The sequence below is a fragment of the Cutibacterium nasicola genome (assembly GCF_052654715.2).
The window spans coordinates 643,987-662,527 of sequence record NZ_CP199745.2; the positions used below are offsets into that span (position 1 = coordinate 643,987).

Annotated in this window: 12 protein-coding genes, 1 tRNA gene and 1 pseudogene; 10 read left to right on the top strand and 4 right to left on the bottom strand. The window is 61.8% G+C overall.

Translation table 11 applies throughout. The features are described from left to right. Positions 1-31 precede the first annotated feature (31 nt). Positions 32-958, bottom strand: a complete 927-nt coding sequence (locus tag ACUCCZ_RS02945; RefSeq protein WP_435918173.1) for a hypothetical protein — start codon at positions 956-958, stop codon at positions 32-34. 368 nt (positions 959-1,326) lie between these two features. On the opposite strand from ACUCCZ_RS02945, the pseudogene ACUCCZ_RS02950 reads away from it, so the two are divergent. Next, positions 1,327-1,528: pseudogene (locus ACUCCZ_RS02950) on the top strand (hypothetical protein). 68 nt (positions 1,529-1,596) lie between these two features. Here ACUCCZ_RS02950 and pepN read toward each other — a convergent pair. After that, the gene (gene pepN / locus ACUCCZ_RS02955) at positions 1,597-4,191 is read right to left on the bottom strand and encodes an aminopeptidase N (protein ID WP_435918172.1); all 2,595 of its coding nucleotides are present in this window, start codon (positions 4,189-4,191) and stop codon (positions 1,597-1,599) included. Between the two features lie 189 nt (positions 4,192-4,380). Here pepN and ACUCCZ_RS02960 point away from each other — a divergent pair, with 189 nt between their 5' ends. The 3 genes from ACUCCZ_RS02960 (at position 4,381) to ligA (ending at position 9,023) form a co-directional block, all read left to right on the top strand. After that, positions 4,381-4,983 carry a mycothiol-dependent nitroreductase Rv2466c family protein gene (locus ACUCCZ_RS02960; protein WP_435918142.1) on the top strand — a complete coding sequence of 201 codons (603 nt, stop codon included), beginning with the start codon at positions 4,381-4,383 and terminating at the stop codon, positions 4,981-4,983. A gap of 126 nt (positions 4,984-5,109) precedes the next feature. Beyond that, positions 5,110-6,684: a histidine-type phosphatase gene (locus ACUCCZ_RS02965; protein WP_435918141.1), complete on the top strand. Its 1,575-nt coding sequence runs from the start codon at positions 5,110-5,112 to the stop codon at positions 6,682-6,684. 116 nt (positions 6,685-6,800) lie between these two features. After that, the gene (gene ligA / locus ACUCCZ_RS02970) at positions 6,801-9,023 is read left to right on the top strand and encodes an NAD-dependent DNA ligase LigA (protein WP_435918140.1); all 2,223 of its coding nucleotides are present in this window, start codon (positions 6,801-6,803) and stop codon (positions 9,021-9,023) included. A 96-nt stretch (positions 9,024-9,119) separates the two neighbouring features. On the opposite strand, the gene ACUCCZ_RS02975 is transcribed toward ligA, so the two are convergent. Next, entirely contained in the window at positions 9,120-10,409 is a 1,290-nt protein-coding gene (locus ACUCCZ_RS02975) for a GNAT family N-acetyltransferase (protein ID WP_435918139.1), read from the bottom strand. Between the two features lie 71 nt (positions 10,410-10,480). On the opposite strand from ACUCCZ_RS02975, the gene ACUCCZ_RS02980 reads away from it, so the two are divergent. Further along, complete coding sequence (locus ACUCCZ_RS02980) at positions 10,481-10,954, top strand: ribose-5-phosphate isomerase (protein WP_435918138.1); 474 nt, start codon at positions 10,481-10,483, stop codon at positions 10,952-10,954. Here the strand turns inward: ACUCCZ_RS02980 and ACUCCZ_RS02985 are convergent. Continuing rightward, positions 10,943-11,182: a hypothetical protein gene (locus tag ACUCCZ_RS02985; RefSeq protein WP_435918137.1), complete on the bottom strand. Its 240-nt coding sequence runs from the start codon at positions 11,180-11,182 to the stop codon at positions 10,943-10,945. The genes ACUCCZ_RS02980 and ACUCCZ_RS02985 overlap by 12 nt on opposite strands. A gap of 88 nt (positions 11,183-11,270) precedes the next feature. On the opposite strand from ACUCCZ_RS02985, the gene ACUCCZ_RS02990 reads away from it, so the two are divergent. The 5 genes from ACUCCZ_RS02990 to ACUCCZ_RS03010 all read left to right on the top strand — a co-directional run bounded on the left by ACUCCZ_RS02990 (position 11,271) and on the right by ACUCCZ_RS03010 (position 18,115). After that, on the top strand, positions 11,271-12,089 hold the full coding sequence (locus tag ACUCCZ_RS02990; RefSeq protein WP_435918136.1) for an Fpg/Nei family DNA glycosylase: 819 nt from the start codon (positions 11,271-11,273) through the stop codon (positions 12,087-12,089). A 98-nt stretch (positions 12,090-12,187) separates the two neighbouring features. Further along, positions 12,188-13,465, top strand: a complete 1,278-nt coding sequence (locus tag ACUCCZ_RS02995) for a hypothetical protein (RefSeq protein WP_435918171.1) — start codon at positions 12,188-12,190, stop codon at positions 13,463-13,465. A gap of 261 nt (positions 13,466-13,726) precedes the next feature. Continuing rightward, positions 13,727-16,972 carry a bifunctional lysylphosphatidylglycerol synthetase/lysine--tRNA ligase LysX gene (gene lysX, locus ACUCCZ_RS03000; protein ID WP_462981546.1) on the top strand — a complete coding sequence of 1,082 codons (3,246 nt, stop codon included), beginning with the start codon at positions 13,727-13,729 and terminating at the stop codon, positions 16,970-16,972. 36 nt (positions 16,973-17,008) lie between these two features. Beyond that, a complete protein-coding gene (locus ACUCCZ_RS03005) occupies positions 17,009-17,950 on the top strand; it encodes an alpha/beta fold hydrolase (RefSeq protein ID WP_435918134.1) in 942 nt (313 codons plus the stop codon). 92 nt (positions 17,951-18,042) lie between these two features. After that, positions 18,043-18,115 (top strand) — tRNA-Pro (locus ACUCCZ_RS03010). The last annotated feature ends 426 nt before the right edge of the window (positions 18,116-18,541 follow it).

Consider the following 18,541-nt stretch of genomic DNA (forward strand, 5'->3'; position numbering starts at 1 on the left):
GGAGGTGCGATGAGGGCGGACATGGCAGCGGTTAAGCTGGAGCCAGACCAAGCATGATCCGCGAAAGGTCGCGGTCGGACATCATAAACTTCGGACGATGCCGCTTGTGGATCCGCTGTGCCAGCCACTCCAGCACGAATCGTGGCCGTTGCTTGAGCATTGTCGGAGTGATGTGAAGCATCCGCCAGCCATGTCGATCCAAACTCGCTGACCGCAGCATGGTCGCTTCGTAACCTTCAGGTGTGCCGTGTACGCAGCGACCGTCGACCTCAACCCCAACCCGTTCCGCGTCGAAGGCTTGGTCGAGGGTAAAGGCTCCTTCGGCCGTGTCCACCCGCTTGTTGGAGTGCCACCCGGTGAACCCGACTGCGCGGAGTGCCCGGGACAACCACAATTCCGGCACTGACCAAGGATTGAAGGAAATATCGGCCAGGGCTGCAGTGATGCGGTGACGGCTGACCTTCCACGACAGGCAGGAACGAGCTGATCGGCAGGAACGCGGGGTGACGAGTTTTTGTCTCAGCGCCTCACAGACCCATTCCCATTCTCCTCGAACGGCCATGAGGAGGACGGAGGCCTCAGGAATCGCCATGGACACGTCGCGGTATTGGGTGACGTACCGGCGCGGAATCCGCCATCGATGTACGAGGATTCCGTCTCGTTTGATGCCTCTCGTCCGTGAAAACGCCTCCACCTCGTGGACTGCGCTGAACTCTCGTGTCCGGCTGCCGGGTGGAATCATTCCTTGCGCAACGAGGGCGGCTTTACCAATGATGACCGTATCTGCATGCCACATGTGTATCGCTTGCATCTTCACTCGAGGATCGTCAGCTCGTCCGGCATCCGCAACGATTCCCGGGAGCATGCGTATCGCGCGTCCGGCTTTCACGGCGCGGTCAGCCTGCCCGCGTGTTCTGCTGAAACGATGTATCCGCACGACACCGCCGTTGTCCGCCATGGCTAGTTCAAGTTCGTTCACACCAACAGTTATCGGCAAGACATCAGGCGATCCGTCAGCCAATTCAAGATCTGTGGACAGCGTCGGGAGAGTCACGGAGAAGGTTGTGGACAGTCTCAAGGAATGAGGCCCGGGGATGCAAACGGAGAGGAATTCACAGCACAGCGATCAAGGAAGCCCACCATCTTCCATGACAATGAGAGATGTCAGGTTTCAGGTGGTCCCTGTCTGACGTGGTAACCCGGGGAAGACGGGCCTTCCATGACCGAGAAGAGTCCACGATGCGCCATGTGTCCGTGTTTGCCAACTCCCCATGGAGCCTCCAAGGTCGATCTGAAACCGGCGCGACGACGCTACGCGAGCTCACGATCGATGCGCTGGCCCCGGTGCCCATGAAAACTTCGCCTGGCTGGCCCGAGGTCGACTTCAGCTCCGTACGCCTGCTCATGCTGTGTGTCGTGTGGCCGATCTCCGCGGCCATCCCCTTCATCCCTCATTGGCTGGGGAGTCCATGTCGCCAAAAAGGACGCGGCAGCAAGAACGTTGACTGATTCTGGTCGCGCAGCGTGAGTGCTGATCACAAAGATGATAGTGGCCCCGAACCATAATGGTTCGGGGCCACATTCATGTGTCACAGATCAGTGACAGCTGGCCGCCTGGCAACGCAGGGTGCGGCGCGCATTGTCAGCGCGCTCGGCCAGAACGCGCCGCATGGTGCTGCCCGGGTTGTTCTCGGAAACCCAACGATCGAGCTTGTCGAGCCATGCCCCGTCGATGACCTCGGTACTTGGGAAGAGCCACATCAGGGCGTTCTGGACCTGGGCGTGACCGGCCTTGGCCCACTGGCCCTCGTGGGAGTCGATGGATTTGCACAGCTCCAGGTAAGGATTGACGTACTGCGAGAGCACCTTGGTCTGATCGGGCTGAATGAACTGGCTGACGAGCTGGCGGTAGGTCTCGTTGGGCACCGAGTCGTCGGTGGTAGCGCGGTGCCAAGCAGTCAGCTTGGCCTCAGCCGTTGGCATCGCAGCGCGAGCGCCAGCGGCCTGCTCCGATCCGGAGATGGTGTTGTCATGCTGCAATTCAGTAGTGATCTCCGGCTCGCCGACTCGGCCCATACTGGCCAGGGCGATGAGGAGACGCCAACGCATTCCCTGATCGATGTCGAGCCCCTCGGGCACCTCTTCGCCGTTCAGCCACCCCTTGAGCAGGTCGGCGGCATCCTTCGTGGCAGCAGCGGTCAGACCGTTGGCGTAGGCCACCTGATGGTCCGAACCGGGCTCGGCGTCACGTAGCCCCGTCGCCAAGATCGCAACGAGGCGATTGCGCACATCCTGACGAGCTCCAGGAATGGTGTAGGAGATCGCAGCGGTGGTGGCCTGGCGAATGAGGGAGGTGACGGCCGTCAAATCCGTCTCGCTGGGAAGCCCCTTGCCAACCAGGGCGACGTAGTCCTGAGCTTTCATCTCGGCGTCGCGGCACATGTCCCAGGCCGAACTCCAGCACACCGCCCGGGCCAGCGGATCAGACAGGGCGTCAATGTGCTCGATGAGGGTGGCCATCGAATGATCGTCCAGACGGACCTTCGCGTAAGTCAGGTCGCCGTCGTTCAACAGGACCAGATCACCACGGGAATGTCCGACGAGCGCGGCGATCGGGGTGCGCTCGTCATGGATGTCGACGTCGAGGCGTTCGGTCCGAACGAGCTTGCCGTCGGTCAGTGCGTAGATCCCAATGCCCAAGCGATGGGTTCGCAAGGTGGGGTACTTCTCGATGGCCGTCTGGACGATGTCGAAGCGGGTGAAGTTGCCGTTCTCGTCAACGTCGTAATCCGGACGGACGGTGTTGACCCCTGGGGTGCGCAGCCACTGCTCAGTGAAGGAGGACAGATCGCGTCCCGACGCCACCTGGAGCTGGTGGAGGAGATCCTTGAGTTCAGTGTTCGAGAAGGCGTTCTGGGCGAAATAGGTGCGCACGCCAGCCAGGAACTCGGCTTCTCCGACGAAGGTGACCAGTTGCTTCAGGGTCGAGGCACCCTTGGCGTAGGTGATGCCGTCAAAGTTCTGCTCGACGGTGTCGAGATCGATCATGTCAGCGGCGATCGAATGCGTAGTCGGCAGCTGATCCTGGGTGTATCCCCACGTCTTGCGCTGGTTCGCGAAGGAGACCCATGGGTCAATGCCGCCGTGCTGCTCGACGATCTTCTCCTGGCAGTGATGCGACGCCCATTCGGCGAAGGACTCGTTGAGCCAGAGATCGTCCCACCACGTCATGGTGACGAGGTCGCCGAACCACATGTGAGCCAGCTCGTGCAGGATGGTGTTGTCGCGGTTCTCGTAGGCGGCCGAGGTGACGCGGGACCGGAACAGCAGATCGTCACGGTGGGTGACGCAGGCAGCGTTCTCCATGGCTCCGGCGTTGAATTCCGGCACGAAGGACTGGGTGTACTTGCCGAAGGGGTACGGGTAACCGAATTCGGACTCGTAAACCTCAAATCCACGTTGTGTGGTGGTGCGGATTTGGTCGGCGTGGAGGTACTCTCTCATCGACTGACGGCACAGAATGTCAGCGTCCATTTCGCCAGACAATGCGTGAATGGTTCCGTGATCGACGTGGTATTCGCCGGCGACAAGGGCCGTCAGATACGTCGAAATCGGAAGGGTGGGCTCAAAACACCACCGTGACATCCCTTCCCAAGGGCCTTCCGTGGGTTCTGGGGTGGGGGAGTTTGAAACGACGGTCCAACCAGTCGGAGCGATGACCTGCAGCTCGAATGTCATCTTTTGATCGGGCTGCTCGAAATCGGCGTACATACGCCTGGCATCTGCAATCTCGAACTGGGTGTAGAGGTAAACCTTACCGTCAGCCGGGTCGACGAAACGGTGCAGGCCCTCACCCGAATGGGAGTAGCGGCACAGCGCCGTAATCGTGATTTCGTGAGTTCCCGCTTCCGTGGTGAACGGGAAACGATTATTCGAGAATGCGGCTGGATCCAGCGGGGTGCCATCGAGGTCTGCGGCGTAGACACCGTCAGCAATGAGGTCAAGATGGCTCTCGCCACCGGTTGACGAAAACTCGATGGTCGACGAGGAGACGAAGGTGTCGGTCGGCTCGGCGAGCGGATCGCCGTTGGGGTCACGCCCAGAAAGATCAACGAGCACCTTGGAGCTGTGCGCTGTGATGACCTGGGAGCGCTGCTGCGCTTCCTCACGCGTGATGTTGACCGAACTCATCATGCCTCCGTGGAACGTGCGTCAGTTGAGGGTGTACGAAAGCCCCAACCATTTCCGCAAAACTGTATCGGTCCTTGCCTTTCACTGTCTCGTTAAGTGAGAACTGTGTCTCGCGTCATTACTGCGCCTTACGCGAACAATGACAGGGTCGGGGTGTACGCGTGGGGGCGCGTGCGGTTGGCTGGAGCCATGACCACAACAGTTGACTTTTGGTTTGATCCGTCCTGCCCCTGGGCATGGATGACGTCACGCTGGATGCTCGAGGTGGAGAAGGTCCGTGACGTCCATACCGTCTTCCACGTCATGAGCCTGGCCGTCCTCAATGAGGGACGTGATCTGCCGGACGGCTATCGTGCCGAGATGGACAAGGCGTGGATCGGCGCTCAGGCTGCCACTGGCGTCGTCGAGGTGCACGGGCAGGAAGCTGTCCGCGACTTCTACACCGCCCTTGGAACCCGCTACCACCTTGGCAAGGAGGAGCGCAGCATCGAGACCGTCAAGGCAGCGTTGGTGGAGAGCGGCTACGACGAGTCCATCGCGGATCGTGCTGACAAGGGAGAGTTCGATGAGGCCATGCGTGCGTCACACCACGAAGGTATGGATCCGGTCGGACAGGACGTCGGTACTCCCGTTCTCCACATCAATGGCATGGCACTCTTCGGGCCGGTGATGTCCCCTGCTCCGAAGGGTGAGGAGGCTGGTGAGCTCTTTGACGGGTTCGAGAAAGTGACGGCCTACCCCGGGTTCTTCGAGCTGAAGCGGACCCGAACCGTGGGGCCGATCCTGGATTGATCCGCATCTGGGACTGTCACCGGGAGACCATTGAAGCGTTGATCGGGCGTCACCTGCCGTACATGGAGGTGACGCCCGAATCAGTGAGGGTATGGCCAAACTGATCGATCTTCTCGGGAGCACACCATGCCTTCCAGACCTTTCCGTGTTCTTGGCGCCATGGCTGTCGGGTGTCTGGCCATCACCTGTGCACCAATTGCTCATGCTGACACCGACGACTCGCTGTCGACGAAGACTCCGTATCGCTATTCCGGTGGCACCTTGCAGGCCCCGCCCGCCGGATTTCACCCCGTCAACACTCAGGTCGTTGCCCGCCACGGCTCTCGTGGCCTGTCGAGCTTCAAGTACGACGCCCTGACGATGGCGATCTGGGAAAAGGCCAATGAGTTGGGAGCTGTGACTCCCCTCGGCCAGGATGTTCACGCCCAGGCCATGAAACTTCATGAGGCCAATGAAAATCTCGGCAACGAGGACACCTGGGCCCACATGGAGGCCGACGGAGTTGAGCTCAGCAAGGGCAACAAGCTCGAGAGGGGGTACGGCAACCTCACCGAGGTGGGAGCTGATCAGCATCGTCAACTGGGTGAGCGTCTGGCCCACCGGATGCCCGAGATCTTCAACGGGGAAGACAACACGGTCGTCGTGGAGTCCTCGGGAGAACCGCGTGCTGCGGAGTCCGGATACGACTTTGTCACTGGATTGCTCCATGGTGCCCCGCAGATGAGCGGGCATATGTCACGCGCCATCAAGGCCGACACCAAGACGCTGTACTTCCACAAGGACAAGTCGAACCCGGACTACAAGGCTTACAAGGAGTACCAGGACAGCAAGGAACTCTCTGATTACGTCGATGCGGTGAATTCGCGTCCGGAGGTTCGCAAGGCCGCCCGTGAGGTTCTGGAAAAGATCTATACAAAGGACTTCGTCGACCGATTGGCAGCAGGGGAGTGGACCTTCGAGACCCCCGAGGGCAAGAAGGCCAAAAACGACGTCGACGCGGCCCTCAACCTGTACAACCTGTACATCATCGCTCCCTCGATGGCTGCTGAGACCAAGGTCGACTTCGCCAAGTACTTCACGAAGGACCAGGCCAATGTCTTCGCGATGTCCCTCGACGCTGAGGACTACGCCGAGAAGGGTCCCGGCTTCCAGGGATCGGACATCGCCCATCGCAATGCCCGCCCTCTTCTTAACGATTTCCTGGCCCAGATCGATCAGCAGACCAAGGACCATCCCAAGGGATCGGCGACCTTGCGGTTCGCCCACGCTGAGACCCTCGTTCCCTTCGAGGCGCTCATCGGCGCACCTGGATCTCGTACCCAGATCAGCCCGCAGGACACCAATTTCTGGCAGGCCACAGATTGGCGGGGTGCCAAGGTGGCTCCGCTGGCCTCCAACGTGCAGTGGGACGTCTTCGAGTCGGGGTCAGGGCAGAAGGTCGTCCGGATGCTCCTCAACGAGCAGCAGGCTACTTTCGGACGTGGCTGTCGTCCGATCTCGGTGAACTCATTCTTCTACACTCTCGACGAGCTCAAACATTGCCTGACTGGTGCTTCCATTGCTGATGGTGGTTGGTTGGTGAAGCCGTCTGGTGACGGGCCGTCGGCCCCGACCACGCCGGCTCCTTCCTCCACCGCTCCGACCGTGACGCCGAGCAGGCCAGGAGACTTCGCCGGGGCACTTCCGGCTACCGGAGTCTGAAAACCACTGTGGGGACCGGTGGCCGCGGAGCTTCCGCGGCCACCACACCTCGTTGTGGGAGGCAGGTCGACTGATACCCGAATGCACAGGTATGGGAACTGCGCAAGGATGGGACCATGGTTGACGATCCCACCCGAGGCGACGAGTTGGAGGCAAGTGAGTCCGAGTCCGAGGCGCGTCATCGCTGGACTGAGCTGACCGAACGCGTCCTGGACGCCCAGGACGCCTACTACGCCAACGACGCCCCGACGATTTCCGACGCCGAGTACGACCAACTCATGATTGAGCTGAAGAAGCTCGAGGACGATCGCCCTGAGTTGAGGACCCCGAACTCACCCACCCAGCGAGTTGGGGCTCCACAGCGGGTGACCGACTTTGCCCCGGTGGAGCATCTGGAGCGCCTGTTGAGTCTGGACAATGTCTTCACCCGTGACGAGCTCTCGGAGTGGATGAACAGGGTCGCCACGTCCGTCGGGGGAGTCCCGGACTTCCTGTGCGAGCTCAAGATCGATGGCCTTGCCGTCGATCTCGTGTATCGCGATGGTGAACTCGTCTCGGGGGCCACCCGTGGCGACGGTCGCATTGGTGAAGATGTCACCGCGAACGTGCGCACGATCAAGGCGATCCCGCAGAAACTGGCTGGCGACGACATCCCAAGCCTGCTCGAGGTACGAGGTGAGGTCTTCTTCCCGGTCGCCGACTTTGCCGACCTCAACGCCGGTCTCGTCGAGGCTGGCAAGAATCCCTTCGCCAATCCTCGTAACGCGGCCGCGGGATCGTTGCGACAGAAGGATTCGCGGGTGACGGCTTCACGTCCCCTGTCGATGATCGTTCACGGGTTTGGCGCCGTTGAAGGACATGAGTTTCCCAGCCAGGGACACGCGTACGACAAGCTCGCCGAATGGGGCTTGCCGGTGTCGCCGTACCTCAAGATCGTCGAGAACGCCGAGCAGGTGCATGAGTTCGTCACTTCCTGGGGAGAGTCGCGTGACGAGGCCTCCCACCAGATCGACGGTGTGGTGGTCAAGGTCGATGACGTCTCTCTGCAACGCAAGCTTGGTGCAACTTCTCGAGCTCCCCGATGGGCCATCGCGTACAAGTACCCGCCGGAAGAGGTAAACACTGAGCTCCTTGACATTCGTGTCAATGTCGGGAGAACGGGCCGCGTCACGCCGTACGGGGTCATGAGGCCGGTGACCGTTGCGGGATCGACTGTCGAGATGGCCACCCTCCACAACGCCTTCGAGGTCAAGCGCAAGGGAATCCTCATCGGAGACACCGTGGTATTGCGGAAGGCCGGCGACGTCATTCCCGAGATCTTGGGCCCGGTTGTCGAGTTGCGTAACGGTTCGGAGCGGGAGTTCGTTATGCCCGATCACTGCCCCAGCTGCGGCGCTGAGCTAGCGTACGAAAAGGACGGTGACAAGGATCTTCGCTGCCCGAACGCCAAGGAATGCCCTTCTCAGCTGCGAGAACGTGTTTTCGGGCTGGCGTCGCGCGGCGCCCTCGATGTCGAGGCGCTCGGATGGGAAGCCGCCATCGCTCTGGTCGACCCGGAGAATCAGCGACCGGATGAGGGTGAGGTTGCCGAGGGGCTTCCGGACCGGCAAGTCCCGGTGCTCAACTCAGAAGCAGGGCTCTTCGACCTACAGCCCGACGACCTGGCCGAGGTCAAGGTGTGGCGTCGTCGGAAGATGCGCGGGAAGGTGGGCCCCTGGCAGCTCGAGCCCTACTTCTTCACGAAGCCGACGGCGAAGAAGCCCTCCGTGCCAACTACCACGACCAGGAAGATGTTCGACGAGTTGGCCAAGGCCAAGGCCCAGCCACTGTGGCGGGTTCTGGTGGCGCTGTCGATCCGGCACGTCGGGCCGACGGCGGCCAGGGCACTCGCCACCCACTTCGGTTCGATCCCGGCCATCCGGGAAGCATCCTTGGAGGAGCTCGCCGGGGTCGCCGGGGTTGGCGAGATCATTGCGGAATCGGTGCAGCAGTGGTTCGAGGTCGACTGGCACCAAGACATCGTCAGCCGGTGGGCTACAGCTGGGGTACGAATGGCCGACGATCGCGACGAGGCACCCGAGCAGACCCTGGGAGGGCTGACTGTGGTCGTCACGGGAAGTCTGGAGGGATTGACCCGTGACGAGGCCAAGGAGGCCATTGTTTCCCGAGGGGGCAAGGCCGCCGGATCGGTGTCGAAGAAGACCGACTACGTCGTTGTGGGAGAGAACGCAGGGTCCAAGGAAACCAAGGCACGCGAACTAGGTCGTCCGATTCTCGACGAGGCGGGGTTCCGATACCTGCTCGAAAACGGCCCACAGGGAGTCACAACCGTTGCGTGATGGTCGATCTTCCCGGGCCGCCACGCGGGACACAGCTGGCAGGACACACATGTGGGCCGGGCACGAACGCCCGGCCCACAACGTCCTGATGAGAACTCAGAACTCTGAAATGTTGTGAGCCACGTCGACGGTGGAGAACATCCGGTCGACGGCCGCGATCTGCTCGTCAGTACCGGTGATGCGGTGGGCAGCGGCCAGCGAGAACCCGCGTCCCATGCCGAAGTACAGTGACCCGAGGGCAGCCACATCGAGGGTGGCGGCATCAGTGGAATCGTCGACCCGAGTTACCGTGGCTGGTGCTCCTGGGGCATCGACGTCGACACGCCACGTACCCTCGGCGTAGCCCATCGAGTCGGTGACGTGAAAGGTCACCGAGCCCTGGTGATCCCAGCCTCGCACTGCCATCGCCCGGTCGACGTCAAGGATGCGGAGCCACCCGAGATCAGTGTGACTGGTGAACTTGATCACCCTCGGATCCTCGACCGCCCACGGTAGCGGCGTAGCGGGATTGACCTGCCGTGCCTTGATCGTCTCGATAAGGTCGACGGAGGCCAGGAACTCCCACAAGGCGACCTCAGCATTCGGGGTGGTGGCCACCATGTCAACGACGGTGATCTGCGAGCCGAAGTCCTTGTCAATTTCGTAAGACACGACGCCATCAGGTTCTCCGTCGTCATCGTGGTGGACGATCGAACGGACCCGACGGTTCGGGCCATCCTTCTGGGGGTTCCAGCGTCCGGAGGCGAAATCGACATGCCAGGACTGACGGTTGTGGGAACCTCGATGGGCATGATGGAACTCGGAGAACACCTTGAGGCGCAGATCATCGATGGTCAGCGGATCGGCCATCGATACCGTTCCGCTCGGTTCGTGGTTGAGCTTGAACCGGCCATCCGCGACGATCTCGACGTTCTGAGCACGAGTGGAGATGCCGTAGCCAAAACGTCCGTAGATGCTTCCCTCGGTGGCCGTCAGCGCGGCAAAGGGCAGACCCTCCTCCTTGGACCGGCCAAGGGCATTCGTCATGAGGGTGCGAAGCAATCCACGACGGCGGTGACTGGCACGCACGGTCACGTCGGTGATGAAGGTGGCCGGTTCGAGATGACGATGTCCGGTGTTGATGGTGCTGGGGTACGCGGCCATCGTGGCGACCGGGAGTCCCGGGAACTCCGGATCTGGGTCAGGCTGCCGGATCGTCCACAACCGTTGACCCTCGACATAGGTGGCGTAGTGCTCGAGCTCGGCGTCGGATGGTTGTGCCTGGTGGAAGCCCAGTGCCACGGCACGCAGGACATTGTCGACCTCGTCGCTGCGAGAACCGTCGCTGGTGACAAGCTCCAAGCGATAGGGGTCAGGGGCCTGGACGGATGAGGTGCTTTCAGCCATACCCTTCACGCTAGCGGAGTTGATCCCTTGTAAAGGGCCAACCGGCTGGACATCGGTGCCATGATTGAACCATGACCTTCAAGCCTTCACACGTTCATATTGGTACCGATCACGCGGCCTTCGAGCTCAAGGAGTTCCTTGTCGACAGGCTGACCAGGGCTGGGTACCAGGTCGTCGACCACGGCGCGACGAGCTACGATTCCCTCGACGATTACCCGGACTACTGCATTCCGTGCGCTCAGGCCGTCGTAGCTGAGCCTGGTTCCCTGGGCATCGTTCTGGGCGGTTCGGGGAACGGCGAGCAGATCGCGGCCAACAAGGTCAAGGGAATTCGTGCTGCGCTTGCCTACACCGTCGAGACTGCCGAGTTGGCCCGTCTCCACAATGATGCCAACGTCGTGTCCCTTGGTGGCCGGATGCAGACTCACGAGGAAGCGTGGAGGATCGTCGAGACCTTCCTGACGACGGACTTCTCCCATGAGGACCGTCACCAGCGTCGTATTGACAAACTCACTCGCTGGCAGGACGAGGGCTCACTGGGTTGAGCCGTCCTCATCAGACTCTCTGACCGGGCTGGCGGTGGCTCGACGACGAAGATCCGCCAGCACGGTCGGCCACTCTCGGCCTGGCTCGGGCATCTGGGGCCCAGCGGCCGGCTCAGATTGCTCAGCAAATTCGCGCACCCTCAAGGCGCGGTCTCCACCGAGAATGGGTCCACGGCCGCGTCCGTGGTCGTGGGTGCGTCGGGTTTTGCCGTGGGCCGAGGCATTCATGTGACCATCCTGCCGCAAGTACACCTCGCCGTACTCATCAGTCCACGATTACCACGTCATCCCATCTACCTCGAGAGGACAACCGTCTGTGCCTGAAGGCCACGTCATCCATCGTCTTGCCACCGCCATTGGTAACGCCTTTGCCGGAGAACCGGTTGAGGTCACCTCGCCGCAAGGCCGTTTCACCGAGTCTGCAGCCATGCTCGACGGGACGGTACTGGCGTCTGCCGAGGCATGGGGCAAGCACCTTGTCGTTGATTTCGACAATCATCGTGACGATCACCTGCTTCACATCCACCTGGGGCTTGTCGGGAAGCTTGAGGTGGGGCCGTCAGCTCCGGTGGTCGGGCACGTCAGACTGCGCATCACCGACGGTGTCACGGCTGCGGATCTGCGTGGACCCCAGACTTGCGAACTCATCAACGACGATGGCTGGGCGGCGGTCGCGACAACGATCGGGCCAGACCCCATTCGTGACGGCGCAGACCCCGAGACTGCGTGGCGCAAGGTGCGACGGTCCACTCGCCGGATCAGTGACCTGTTGCTGGACCAGAAGATCGCAGCAGGGGTCGGCAACATTTATCGAGCTGAAGTCCTCTTCCGGCATCGGATCGATCCAGCGACCCCTGGCACGCAGATTTCCCACTCGACATGGCTGGCAATGTGGGATGATCTGGTCATGCTCATGCGCGCCGGGGTCGAGGCAGGCCGCATTGACACCGTCGGGCCGGAGCACACTCCGGAGGCGATGGGGCGACCACCTCGCGTTGATCGCCACGGTGGCGAGGTCTACGTCTACCGACGAGAGAATCAGCCATGTCTGGTGTGCAATACGCCGGTGAAGATGGTCGCACAGGGAGGGCGTCACCTGTTCTGGTGCCCACGTTGCCAACGTCGGCATCACTGACGGTTGAGTCGGGTCTGGAGGTCAGGATGAGTCACATCAGCGTCGGTCAGCCGTGGACCCTGGTGTCATGTCAGGAGTCCGCCGCCGACTGTTCGTGGATGTGGACCCACCCGTGCGGAGCGGTGCTGTCTGCCCGGCTACGCCAATCCGACGAGGCCGAGCTCGTCGCCGGAATCACCATGCCCCCCGGCGTCGACACGGCAAAAGTGACGGTTCCCGGTCCGATCTGGGTCCTTGACGATCCGCTCCCTGCTGCTGTGTGGGCGGCTGGGGCTCACGGTCTCGTCGTCACCAGAACTTGCCGCGACGGGCATCCGGTCCTCATGGTGTGGCGGCAACACATGGGTGATTCTTACGCGGTGGACGAGGGCGTCAGCCTGCTCGGAAGCGAACTTGCCTTGACTCCGGGCAATGCTCGGATGGCCTTGTGGCGTGGTCGGTTCGCGGATGACATCGGGGAGGCGCTGAGCTCCCTTCCTGCGTGGTTGCCAGCCGAGACCATCGTGGACCATCCCGAGGAAATGATGTGTCACACCCCCGATGCGGGCATTCTCGTCGATGGGATCGAACACACCAGCGAGACGATCGGCCCGCTGCCGGTCGGGGCGCACGATTTGGCAATTCATGAGTCCCGGGGAGCCACCCGAGTATTGATCGGCTGGTCTCCCGATCTTGCCACGGCTGTGGGCGCAAGGGGCGACGAGATTCTTTCCGGTTTTGATCCACGCACCGTCACCGGACCACAGACATGGCTCCTCATGAGCGCAGTGAGCCTGAGGGTCGCACCATTCTCCGCTCTGGACGTGGCCGTCGAGGGCCTCGAGAATGTCCTGTCGCGGCCGTTCAGCTCTGCCGAGGACCACGTTGCTCGGCTTCTCACCTGCTGTGCAGCGTTCCGGTTGGGTCATCGGATGAGTGATTCTGAACTGCGCGACGAGGGATTGCGGCGGTTGTGGGACTTGCCGTTGGACGAGCCAGGAACGTTCATGTCCCGCTGTATCGCCTCGGCCGAGCTGGCGGAGCTGGCTTCGGGACATGTGTGGGTCAATGTCGTCTCGGGCGAGGGGGAAGATCCACTGATACGTGCCGAGAGAGCCATGTGGACCGGAAGGTGCGCGAGCCGGGATGCCGACGAGGCCGTGTGGGAGCTGGGAGCTTTCCTTCCGACCGTTCCTGGCGGGCCTCTCTACGCGCAGGGTCACCGAGTTGCCAGACGCCGAGCGGCTCTTGCCTATGCCATGACGACGGTGTGGCCAGAGGGGCTGACGAGTTCGTTCGGCTCGACCCGGGTGGGGGAATTGCGTCAACGGACGTTGAGGCGGCTCCTCGTCAGTGAGCATCTGGATGACGAGGAGCTGGCTCTTCTGACATGGTGATGTCGCCGAAACGATGTTTGTCGGGATCATGAATAGGTTGAACAAGTCTCGTTGTGCCACGGTTGTGCCATTTTCAGTAGGTAAGAACGACTGTGCCGCGAGTGAGGTTCTGGTTGTGTCCGCGACACGTGGCACAGTTGGGGCGTGACTTCGTCCCTTTCCGTATCTGAGACGCGAGCAGCAACGACAGCCCGGACACGATCCGGTTCTCAGCCGACCCCCAATCCGAGGTCGACGCCGGTTGTCGTCATACCTCGATTGATGAACGTTGCCGTCCTCCTCATCGTGCTGCGCCTGGTATTCAGCCGCACGGCGTGGGTTGGAATCGCTAACAACCTGTTCTCGGTGTTCATCTTCCCAATCGATGGATTCGGTTGGGTAGGTGTCGTCGTTCTGTTGGTGCTGGCGGATGCGCTGTCGAGGCGCAAGAGATTCGCCTGGTGGGTGAGCATCGTCGTTTTCGGGCTGATGTGGCTTGTCGCGGCCACGGTTTTCGTCATCATTGTTGCCGAGGTCATAGTGGGGGGCCCGACGGACACCTTTGATGACCTCGATCTCGCGGGGTATCTGTTCAACGTCTTCTCAGTTGGCTGGATCCTCGTCGCCCTACTGACTCATCGAAAGGACTTTGCGGCACACACGGTTCGAGCCAATCTCGGCAAGGCCATCGTCGTCCTCAGTGGTGGCCTGTTGGCGACCGGGTTTATTGGCTGGCTGCTGGTCTCCCTGACCGGCGGCGTCGGGCGACCTCGCAACCGGTTGGTAGGCATTGTCGGTCGGATCATTCGCGGAAATGGGGCCGGAATGGCACCAGCACCCATGTCTCCGCACTGGGTGCAGGAGGTGATCTCCTTCCTCTTCGCCCTCGTGCTGGTGGCCGCGCTTGTCGTCATGCTGCGATCCCAGCGCAACATCGCCATGATGAGCGTGTCCGACGAACTGCGCCTGCGTCGGCTTCTGGAGGACAACCCGGCCGACTCCCTCGGCTATTTCGCGCTGCGCCGTGACAAGGCTGTGGTGTTCTCGCGAAACGGCCATGCGGCAGTGTGTTATCGAACGGAGGCGGGGGTCGCACTGGCCTCGGGCGATCCCGTCGGTCCGGTGGATCAGTGGCCAGGCGCCATTGAGGCATTCCTCGACGTGGCCCACACCTATGGTTGGGTTCCGGCCGTCATCGGCACTTCTGAGGAAGGTGCCACTGCATGGAATCAGGCCGGACTGAGGGCAATGCGTATCGGCGACGAGGCCATCATCTCTCCCGCCACGTTCAGCCTTGACGACCCCGACCTCAAGCCGGTGCGTCACACCGTCACCAAGTTGCGCGCAATGGGGTACATGACCCGAGTGCGTCGTCATGAGGACATCAACCCGCAGGAGCTTCAGGGACTTATCGACCTCACTGACAAGTGGCGTCAGAATGGTGAGGAACGAGGGTTCTCCATGGCTCTTTCTCGGTTGGGAGATCCGCTCGACGGTCGATGTGTCATGGTGGAGGCGCTCTACCCCGACGACGGCCCGCGTGCTGGCCGGACGGCGGGGATTCTCTCCTTCGCGCCTTGGGGTAATGACGGATTGTCCCTGGACGTCATGCGTCGTGACTTGAACGGAGCTGACAACGGCGTCACCGAGCTCATGGTCGCCGGCCTCATGGCTGCCGGGCCGGAGATTGGCATCAGGCGCGTATCAATGAACTTCGCGGTATTCCGCGAGGCGATTGAGGAAGGTGCTCGCGTGGGCGCCTCCCCGGTGCGTCGTCTCAATCGTTGGCTCGTGCTCGTTGCGTCGAAATGGTTCCAGATCGAGCAGCTTTACCGATCCAACGTCAAGTACAAGCCGAGCTGGCAGACCCGCTACCTCAACTTCACCGATACCTCTGACCTGGCGCAGGTTGGTCTGGCGATGGGTATTGCCGAGGGCCAGCTCGACATTCCGAACTGGCTCTACCCGATGGAGCCCCCGCCGCAGCCGATTTACTCGATCAGTGGCCACCCGGAGATCGCGGAGTTCCTGGCTGAGGAGCGCACCCCCGCCCTTCCGCAGCGGCGTCTCCCGGAGCAGGTTCGTACCCGGATGGCCACGCGGGAGCGGCTCATCGAGTCCGGGGTGGAGGCCTATCCCCCCGACTGCACGTCCGATCATTGTCCCGGCGACGTCATCGTCGAACTGACCGGTCAGAAGATGACGGTGTCCGGGCGGGTCGATGCCTGCCGCGATCACGGCGGCGTCATCTTCGTCGATCTGTTCGACTGGACCGGGTCGTGTCAGCTCGTGATGGAGCGTGATGTGCTGGGAGTCGATGCGCTTCGGGAGTTCCGCCATGCGGTGTCTCTGGGGGACCATCTCGTGGCATCCGGACCTGTGGGTAGTTCCCGCAATGGAACGCTGAGTTTGGGCACGACGTCGTGGCGGTTGGCTGCGAAGGCCCTACGGCCGTTGCCGTCGCGCCGATCGGGATTCAACGACCCAGAGGCCAAGGTTCGACAGCGCTACCTCGATCTCATCGTGAACCCGGGCGCTCGTGATCAGTTGAGGGCTCGGTCGAACGCCATCCGTGCGGTGCGAGAAACCCTGCTGAGTCACGATTACATCGAGGTCGAAACTCCAATCCTGCAGACGATCCACGGTGGTGCGAATGCGCGACCGTTCCGTACCCATGTCAACGCCTACGATCTGGACCTCTACCTGCGCATCGCCCCAGAGCTGTACCTCAAGAGGCTCATGGTGGGTGGAGCCGGCCGAGTCTTCGAGATCGGTAGGAACTTCCGTAATGAGGGTGCAGATGCCACCCACAACCCCGAGTTCACGATGCTGGAGGCCTACCAGGCCTATGGTGATTACGTGCAGATGCGTCATCTCACGCGCGAGATGATCCTGGCGGCGGCGCGCAACGCCATCGGTGACACCGTGGTCCGAGGACGCGACCGCAGGGGCGTTGAACACGAGATCGACTTGGCCAACGAGTGGCATGTCATCACCGTCAACGAGGGAATCTCGCGAGGACTGGGGGAGGAGGTCACCGCTGACACCCCCAAGGAGAAACTCCTCGAATACGCCGACAAGCTTGGTATTGCGACGATGCCGAAGTGGAGCCGCGGCGACGTGGTTCTCGAGCTGCACGAACACCTGAGCGAGCACGTCACCGTCGAGCCGACCTTCTTCTGTGACTTCCCGACTGACGTCTCCCCGCTGACTCGTCAGCATCGTGACGATCCGCGCCTGGCGGAGAAGTGGGACCTCATCATCTTCGGGTCCGAGGTGGGTACCGCCTACACCGAGCTCGTCGACCCGGTGATTCAGCGGGAGCGGTTCACCGCCCAGTCATTGCTGGCCGCTGGTGGTGACCCGGAGGCGATGGAGCTCGACGAGGACTTCCTGGAAGCTCTCGAATATGCCATGCCACCCTCGGGCGGAATGGGCATGGGCTTGGACCGTTTGGTGATGATGCTGACGAATGCGTCAATTCGCGAGACGATTGCCTTTCCGCTGGTGCGCCCGCGCACCTCGTGAGGCCCTGACGAGTGTGGTGTGAGGCAGGAGATTGCCATGAGTGAGGATGCTGAGGCGCGCTGTTCCAACGGGTGTGGTCACAAGGTGCTTGACTCCTCCCACGACGCCTTGACGTCAGTTCGGGAGCTGGGCGGACGACCACTACGCGTGGTGTACGACGATGGAGAAGGACCCGATGACAGCGTTGACGCCCCGGTCATCCTCCTCATGGCCGGCGCCGCGGCGTCGAGCGATTTCTGGACACCGGTCGTGGACCGTCTGCAGAATCTTGACGTCGTCAGCTATGACAGACCAGGGCTCGGCGGAACGGTCTGGCCAGGGAGCTATCCCGACCTGGACGAAGAGATCGCCAGTCTGAGAGATCTGGTTGAGCTCATCCAAGCACGTTGGGACACCAGGGAGCCACGGAAGGTCATTCTCGTCGCCCACTCCATGGCGGCCTTCCATGCCGAAGCCTTCGCTCGTATCCATCCTGACGCCGTCGCCGGAATCGTCTTCGTGGATCCGTCGGTGGAATGGCCGATCCATCCGCCGCGTCGTCGAAGCCTCGCCTTGCCGAACGCGGTGTACAGGGTTGTGGATTCAGCGGCGGGAACGTTGGGGCGTAGCGTTTTCGCCATCGGCGTCATGGCGCAAACCATGAGATCCGGGTCGGCGGTGTGGCGTCAATTCCAGGAACACCGGCTTCATCGGGTGTACGGGAGCCCTGACGCCATGGCAATGGCGGTAGCCGAGTGGATTGGGTATGACCAGCAGGCATGGGACCTCTTGGCCGTGCGTTCGGAGCATCCCTGGCCTGACCTGTCGACGGTGCTGTTGTCGGCGGTGTACTCAGGCCAGGAGCAGGAGTTGGATCGTCACGAACGTCTGGCCCCAATGCTCAGGGCCGACCTCGTCGTGGTGGAAAACTCCCACCACCTCATGATGCTGGACCGCCCGGACGTTGTCGCGGATGCAATCCAATCGGTGCTGAAGTGACGAGATCGCGATGTGGTGTGGTGTCCCATTGGCCGAACGACAGGGTGTTCCACTAAGCTGTTGATGTTCTTGTTGCGCTAGGCGCGATGAGACGGGGCGTAGCGTAGTGGCTAGCGCGCCTGCTTTGGGAGCAGGAGACCGCAGGTTCGAGTCCTGTCGCCCCGACCGCCTCGTGTTCAGTCGAAGTGCGGCTGTGCGCGGAATGTGATGCCACAACGGTGAGGAAAAATGAACAGCCTCGGACTGCATCCAGCGCGTCCTGAGTGATGCTCCTTCGTGTAAGCTTGTAGCTACGTCGTGTCTGCAAGGACACCTGATGCCATTGCAGTCAAAGGTCATGCTGGTACGCGGCAAGCCATTCCGGGTGTCTACCAGTATCAGCGTTGGTGGAGGGGGGGTAGGCGCCACGGGCAGGGATTGGGCACCTGGGTACTCCCACGGAGGTTCTCCGGCGAGTCGTGGTGATGGCATCCCATCTCCACAGCAGGCGTGGATCGTCCCGATCCGCTGTGTGCTTGCCACGACGATACGGGCGACAACAACATCCAAGACTGGTCGTTGCGCTCAACGGAACGGGGCAGGCAAGGTCAA